The following is a 6,035-nucleotide window of genomic DNA, read 5'->3' as shown; positions in this document are numbered from 1 at the left end:
GGCCGCCTAGCGCCGTGCAGCTGGCACGGATTTCTCCAAAAGGGCCGGCGCTGAGCTGTTTGCTCCAGCTTGTCCGGTTCGCCGGCACGCGGTTCAGGGCAATGATGGGTCCGATGCGCGCCAGATTACGCTCCATCGCATGGCTACCCAGCAGGGCGCTGAGGCTGGCCGGTTCTCCTGACTGGGGCATGGGTTGATCCTAGGGGGTTTGGCAAAGGTTTGCCAGGGGCCAGATGGTCAGTGGACCATGCGCTTCCTGAGTGATTGATTCTCTATTAGAAGATAAAAAAAGAAAGAAAAAAAGAATGATCAATCATTCAAGGGGACCTCGCCTTTGCCGTCTATGACGTCAGATTGAGGCCAAACTGGGCGAAGTGCCACCGTTAATTGGGCGAAGTGCCACCGTCTATCCCTTACAAACTGGACAAAGTGCCACCGTCTCTGGGAGAGCAACTGGGCGAAGTGCCACCGTTAATTGGGCGAAGTGCCACCGTTAATTGGGCGAAGTGCCACCGTCTCTGGGAGAGCAACTGGGCGAAGTGCCACCGTTAATTGGGCGAAGTGCCACCGTCTATCCCTTACAAACTGGGCGAAGTGCCACTGGTAACTTTGTGGGGGACACCTATCAGAAGCAGAGCTGAGCCCTGGTATCTGTCAAGGTGGAAGTGTACTTGCCCTCCTAGAGCAGTTCTCTAAATTACGCTATGCGTAACGCCGTTTAGGGCCTAGCGAGGTTGTGCGCGAGTACAGCCAGAACGACGCGGAGCTTGAGTGACGCCAGAGTTTTGGTCTGAACGGAACGAATTTGCGCTTCTACGAGCGCAGAGAAGACCGTTTCAATGCGTTTGCGAATTCTGGGATGGCGAGAATCTCGCCATCCCGTGTCGTATTTGGTGTTCTTCTTGGGTGGATACACGTAGCCTAGACAGCAATAGCCTTTGTCGCCAATGATGGTTGGGCCTTCAAACTCTGGCCACCTGAGATTCAGCTCGTAACTCACCGTAACGTCGTGGAGGTTTGCAGGTCGGATGACGTACTGAACGATTTGTCCACCTGGTGTGACCCAGGCGTGCAACTTGTATCCGAAGAACTCACCCTGAGTTCCGAAACCCCACTTTGCTCCTGGGAATTGACAAAGATGAGTGCGTTTGGGACGGCAAATGGGGAGGGGCATCGAATCAATCACAACCTCGGCGCACGGCTGAGCTGGGCTGGCAACATGTTCCAAGAGTGGTAAAAGCTTGATGCCCCTGGTGTAAGCCTGTGTGTAGGAAGGAAGACCGGGACGGTCTTCCTTGAGGATGTTCCACCAGATGGAAGCAAATGGATGCTTGAAGATGAGACGGGAGAGCAGCAGAGCAACCAGCATGGCATCTGTGACCTTCTGGTGCTGGCAGGATTTCCGGTCACTGAAGTGCTTCCTGGCCCAGAGATAGAGGTGGCGAATGACGTGTCGACGTCCTAAACTATGGTGGAGACGATATTTAGCCATGTCGTCTCTATTTTTATGTGCCTGAGACGCAGTTCGCCAGAGTTGAGGCAGGCCCTAAACGGCGTGCGTAGAATCCCACTCCGCATGGCTCCATTCTCCGTCCTGCTCACTGTTTTGCACTCACTCCGTTCGCCAAAAAGACAAAGCGTCCTTTTGTCAATGCTCTAGAATCACAATCACCTTTTGCAACTTTGCAACGATGTCCGCAATTTTGCCAAAGCAGACAGATTGGATGCGCTACCCTGCAATCAACGTGGCGGAATTTATTGTGACTGAGGCCTTTGGGGGCGCGGGCGAAGCAGGCGAGGTCAAAGTCTTTGAAGCGGTCAAGGCGGCCTACGCAGGAGATGAAGCCCTGGGCTTCTGGAAGTATCCCCTGGTTACAAGAGAGACGGTCCGCGAGCCGGACATCCTGGTGGCCGACCCAGAGCTGGGCCTGGTTGTCATTGAGGTGAAGAGTTTGCCTCTCGATATCATTGGTGCAGTCACTGGTTACCGCTGGGACCTCACCCGACCCTATTACGGCAAGACACACCTCAATCCTTACGAGCAAGCTCGTAAGCAGGCTCAGGCACTGGGAGAAGTGGCCGTCCGCAAATCAGGTCTTACCCAACTGGCCACCCGCGCCATTGTGGCGGTGCCACTGATCACGCGGGAGGCCTGGAACGAGCGCTTTGGCACTCTCCTGAGTGATGTCCCCATGCTCTTTGCAGATCAGCTGACCCCGGCGCAACTGCGCCGGGCGCTGGAATTGACTCCACCCGTACGGTATGGAGAAGCTCTCAATGACGAGGACTGGTTAAATCTGCGCCGAGCGCTGGGGACCAGTGGCAGTGTCCCTAAACGGCAAGTCCGTTACCTACAGGCTCCGCTGGAGTCTCGGCGCAAGATTGATCTGATCGCCCGCACCGCTCGGCATCTGCACGCCTTCGATCTACAGCAGGAGTTGATTGCCAAAACCATTCCACCGGGTCCCCAACGCATCCGGGGGATTGCTGGCAGTGGCAAGACGGTGTTATTGGCTCAGAAAGCCGCCAACATGCACCTGCGGCACCCGGACTGGAACATCGCGCTGGTCTTCTTCTCGCGTTCGCTCTACGACCAGATTAAATTTCAGGTGAATCATTGGCTGAAACAAGCCACCAATGGGGAGGTCACTCTGGACAGTGCCCAGCATCGGCTGCGCATCCTGCATGCCTGGGGGTCCAAGGATCAGCCAGGCTTCTACAGAAGCCTGGCTTCACAGATTGGGGTGGAGCCGCTGACGGTCGCCAACACACCCGACGCTTCGCCCACAGCGAAGCTGCTATTTGCCTGTAAAGCCCTGCTTGATGACGCCAAGGCAACTGGCCAGTCCCTACAGATCTTCGACGCGGTCCTGATTGACGAAGGTCAGGACCTGGTCCACGAGAAAGCAGAACTCTCCTTTGAAGAAAAGCAGGCGTTCTACTGGATGGCCTATCAGTCCCTACGGCCAGTGGCCCGCGACGCACTGTTAGACACTGGGGAGGCGGAAGCCCGGCGACTGATCTGGGCCTATGACGAAGCCCAGTCACTCGATACCCTGACCATTCCGACGGCAAGAGCTCTATTCGGGGATGCAGGAGCGCAGGTGTTTGGTGCGGGCGCTTCGTATAAGGGTGGCATCAAGAAGTCGGAGATCATGAACCGCTGTTACCGGACGCCCGGTCCAGTGTTGCTGGCGGCCCATGCACTCGGCATGGGCCTCTTGCGGGAAGCAGGCATGCTGGCTGGGTTGACCAACAAAAAAGACTGGACCGCCATTGGCTATGAAGTGGAAGGCAGATTCCAAAGCGGGAGTGAGGTGACCCTGACCCGCTCAGCTGCGAATTCCCCCAATCCGCTGGTCCAGTTCACCGATGAACCGTTGGTGACTTTTCAGCATTATCCCGACCGTCAGGCTGAACTGAGGGCACTGGTGAACTCCATCCAGCATGACTTGACTGAAGGGGGACTTCAGCCCAGCCGTCATCTGTTGGTGGTGACGCCGGGTCTGGAATGGCAGCCATACAATCTGCAGCGCGAGGTCTTCCAGGCCCTGCGGAAAGCTGGCATTAGTGTCTATCTGCCCGGCAACAAGGATGTCAATGTCCCTAAACAGAAGTGGCCGAATACTGATCCCAACGGCTTCTGGCGCGATGGGGCGGTGACGGTCAGCCCGGTGATGCAGGCCAAGGGGAATGAAGCGGACGTGGTGTATGTGGTCGGTCTTGACCACATTGCAGCGCAGGAGGACAGCATCAAACTGCGCAATCAGCTGTTCGTTGGGATCAGCCGCAGTCGCGGCTGGGTTCACCTGAGTGGCGCGGGGATGGCTGGGCTGCCTCTGACGGGTGAGATAAAGCGTGTGATCACAGCTGGAGATACCCTGCGTTTCACTTACCGTCAGCCCAGGAGGCAACTGGACGATGTGGAGTAGCGCGGGCCCGGACATCAAGTGAACCACCTCGGAAGCTGAATCCTTTTGAGATGCCAACCTCAGTTCCCTGGTGACAGGAAGGATGCAACCGTATTCTCCGCCGTTCGGGGATTGAAACACCTCAACGCGGGTGTATGCGGGCCGACTCTCTCAACACAGCAGGACTGAACGCTGACCGGTCCAGTGCCCATTCCCGACTTCAAATCAAGCGTGCCTCACACGTGCACCCGCAAAACCCTTTACTCTGCATCTGTGAACACCAGCCCCTGGTCTGAGACAAGCAACGTGGACAAGGACCCGGCGCCTGAAATCGTGGACATCCTCTGGATGGATGATCAGGAAGCACATCTACTCCTCCCTGATGGCAGTGAAGCTGTTTGGCCTATCGGTGCCCTAATCGGTCAGCTTAAAGGGGTTGAGCAGCTCAGCCTCAAAGTCACTGGTGGCGATCTGGAGCTGATTCCCATTCAGCCTGCCCTGGTTTCCGCTTGAGCGGACCTATCCTCCGGCTGGACCGCGGCACCCTGATCATGCAAGACCCACCAGAAGTGGTCAGACACTACTTCATCTGGGATGAGCGCAGTCAGTCCTGGCGGGCCATGGGCATGAGGTACCGGGACATCGCCCTGGGGCTGAAGCAAGCAGGCTTTGAGTTCGGGGACCGCGCCCGGGGATTCAGTGATCTCCAACTCACTTACGCCCGTGAGATCACCCCTTACCGTCACCAGAGCGAAGCCCTCAATGCCTGGAAACAGGCTGGCCGGCAGGGTGTCGTCGTCTTGCCCACCGGGGCTGGAAAAACCCTGGTGGCCCAGCTGGCCCTGAAGGATACTCCCCGCAGTGCCCTCATCTGTGTCCCAACCCTGGACCTCCTGCAGCAGTGGTACACCGGTCTGCTGGCCGCCTTCCCCGACACCAACATTGGTCTGCTGGGAGGAGGCAGCCACGATGAAACGCCCTTACTGGTGTCCACCTATGACTCTGCCGCGATCCACGCTGAGGAACTGGCGGGCCGCTACGCCACCCTGATCTTCGACGAGGTGCATCACCTGCCGTCTGACTTCAACCGCTCCATCGCGGAGATGTGCATTGCTCCTTACCGGCTGGGTCTCACCGCCACCCCCAAACGCAGTGACGGGAGGGAAGCAGATCTGGACCGACTGGTCGGTCCTGTGGTCTACGCCGTGTCGTCTGAAGACCTGTCCGGCGACACTCTGGCCGACTACCGGGAGGTCATCATCCGGGTGAAGCTCAGTCCCAGCGAGCAGGGGCGCTATGACAGTTTGATGGCCCTACGCAACGACTATCTGCGGACCTACGGTATCCGGATCGGCTCGCTGAAAGGCTGGCAGGAATTCATTCGTGCCAGCGGTACGGTGGAAGGCCGCAGGGCCTTCCTGGCGCACAAAGAGGCCAAGAGCATCGCCTATGGGACAGAAGGCAAGTTGCGGGTCCTGGAAGAACTTCTGGCCCAGCACCCGGAGGAGCGGACCATCATCTTTACCAACGACAACGTCACGGTGTACCGCATCAGCCGCGAGTTCCTGATTCCGGCCATCACCCACCAGACTCCCACCAAAGAGCGGCACGGATTGCTGGAGCGGTTCCGCTCCGGCGAGTACCGCCTGCTGGTCACCAGCCGAGTACTGAACGAAGGGGTCGATGTGCCTGAAGCCAGCGTAGCGGTGGTGCTTTCCGGCACTTCTACTGAGCGTGAGCATATTCAGCGCCTGGGCCGCATTCTGCGGAAAGCCCAGGGGAAGAAAGCGGTGCTTTACGAGATCATCACTGAAGGCACCACCGAGGAGCGGGTCAGCCAGCAGCGCCGCGGACAGTGGCAACCTGGGAATATGCCAGATGTCTCCATCACTTCCTGGGAGGAGCTCAATGCTCCCCACTGAGTTGCTGAGCTTCCGGGTGAAGGGGGGCGTGGTCGAACCGCGCCGCTTGAAGGCGACTCCCGGCAACCTTGAACTGGCCGAAACGCTCATCGGTACCTTTGAGCAACATCTGGGCCATCCGCGTTACGAGCTGAAGGTAGTGGTACGGAAAATCCTTCAGGCTACGTTCGAAGATTCCGTAGCTTTAAGCAGTTTAACCCAG

The 6,035-nt window shown here is 57.8% G+C and carries 6 protein-coding genes; 4 read left to right on the top strand and 2 right to left on the bottom strand.

Annotated elements, in window-relative coordinates; all coding sequences use genetic code 11:
* Both IE158_RS13110 and IE158_RS13105 read right to left on the bottom strand, forming a co-directional pair.
* The coding region (locus IE158_RS13110; protein WP_189643900.1) for a hypothetical protein at positions 1–190 on the bottom strand (190 nt) is incomplete at its 3' end.
* A gap of 528 nt (positions 191–718) precedes the next feature.
* Positions 719–1,492 carry an IS982 family transposase gene (locus IE158_RS13105; protein ID WP_189644153.1) on the bottom strand — a complete coding sequence of 258 codons (774 nt, stop codon included), beginning with the start codon at positions 1,490–1,492 and terminating at the stop codon, positions 719–721.
* 232 nt (positions 1,493–1,724) lie between these two features.
* On the opposite strand from IE158_RS13105, the gene IE158_RS13100 reads away from it, so the two are divergent.
* The 4 genes from IE158_RS13100 to IE158_RS13085 all read left to right on the top strand — a co-directional run.
* Positions 1,725–3,932, top strand: coding sequence for an NERD domain-containing protein (locus tag IE158_RS13100; protein WP_229839130.1), 2,208 nt, complete (start codon positions 1,725–1,727; stop codon positions 3,930–3,932).
* Positions 3,933–4,184: 252 nt separating this feature from the next.
* Complete coding sequence (locus IE158_RS13095; RefSeq protein WP_189644152.1) at positions 4,185–4,424, top strand: hypothetical protein; 240 nt, start codon at positions 4,185–4,187, stop codon at positions 4,422–4,424.
* Entirely contained in the window at positions 4,421–5,833 is a 1,413-nt protein-coding gene (locus IE158_RS13090; RefSeq protein WP_189644151.1) for a DEAD/DEAH box helicase family protein, read from the top strand. The genes IE158_RS13095 and IE158_RS13090 overlap by 4 nt, the downstream gene beginning before the upstream one ends.
* The coding region (locus tag IE158_RS13085) for a DUF790 family protein (RefSeq protein ID WP_189644150.1) at positions 5,820–6,035 on the top strand (216 nt) is incomplete at its 3' end. The genes IE158_RS13090 and IE158_RS13085, both read left to right, overlap by 14 nt.

The sequence above is a fragment of the Deinococcus piscis genome, assembly GCF_014653275.1.
Lineage (GTDB): Bacteria > Deinococcota > Deinococci > Deinococcales > Deinococcaceae > Deinococcus > Deinococcus piscis.
Note: the sequence above shows the minus strand (reverse complement) of the source record. Positions and strands in the feature narration are given on the sequence as shown.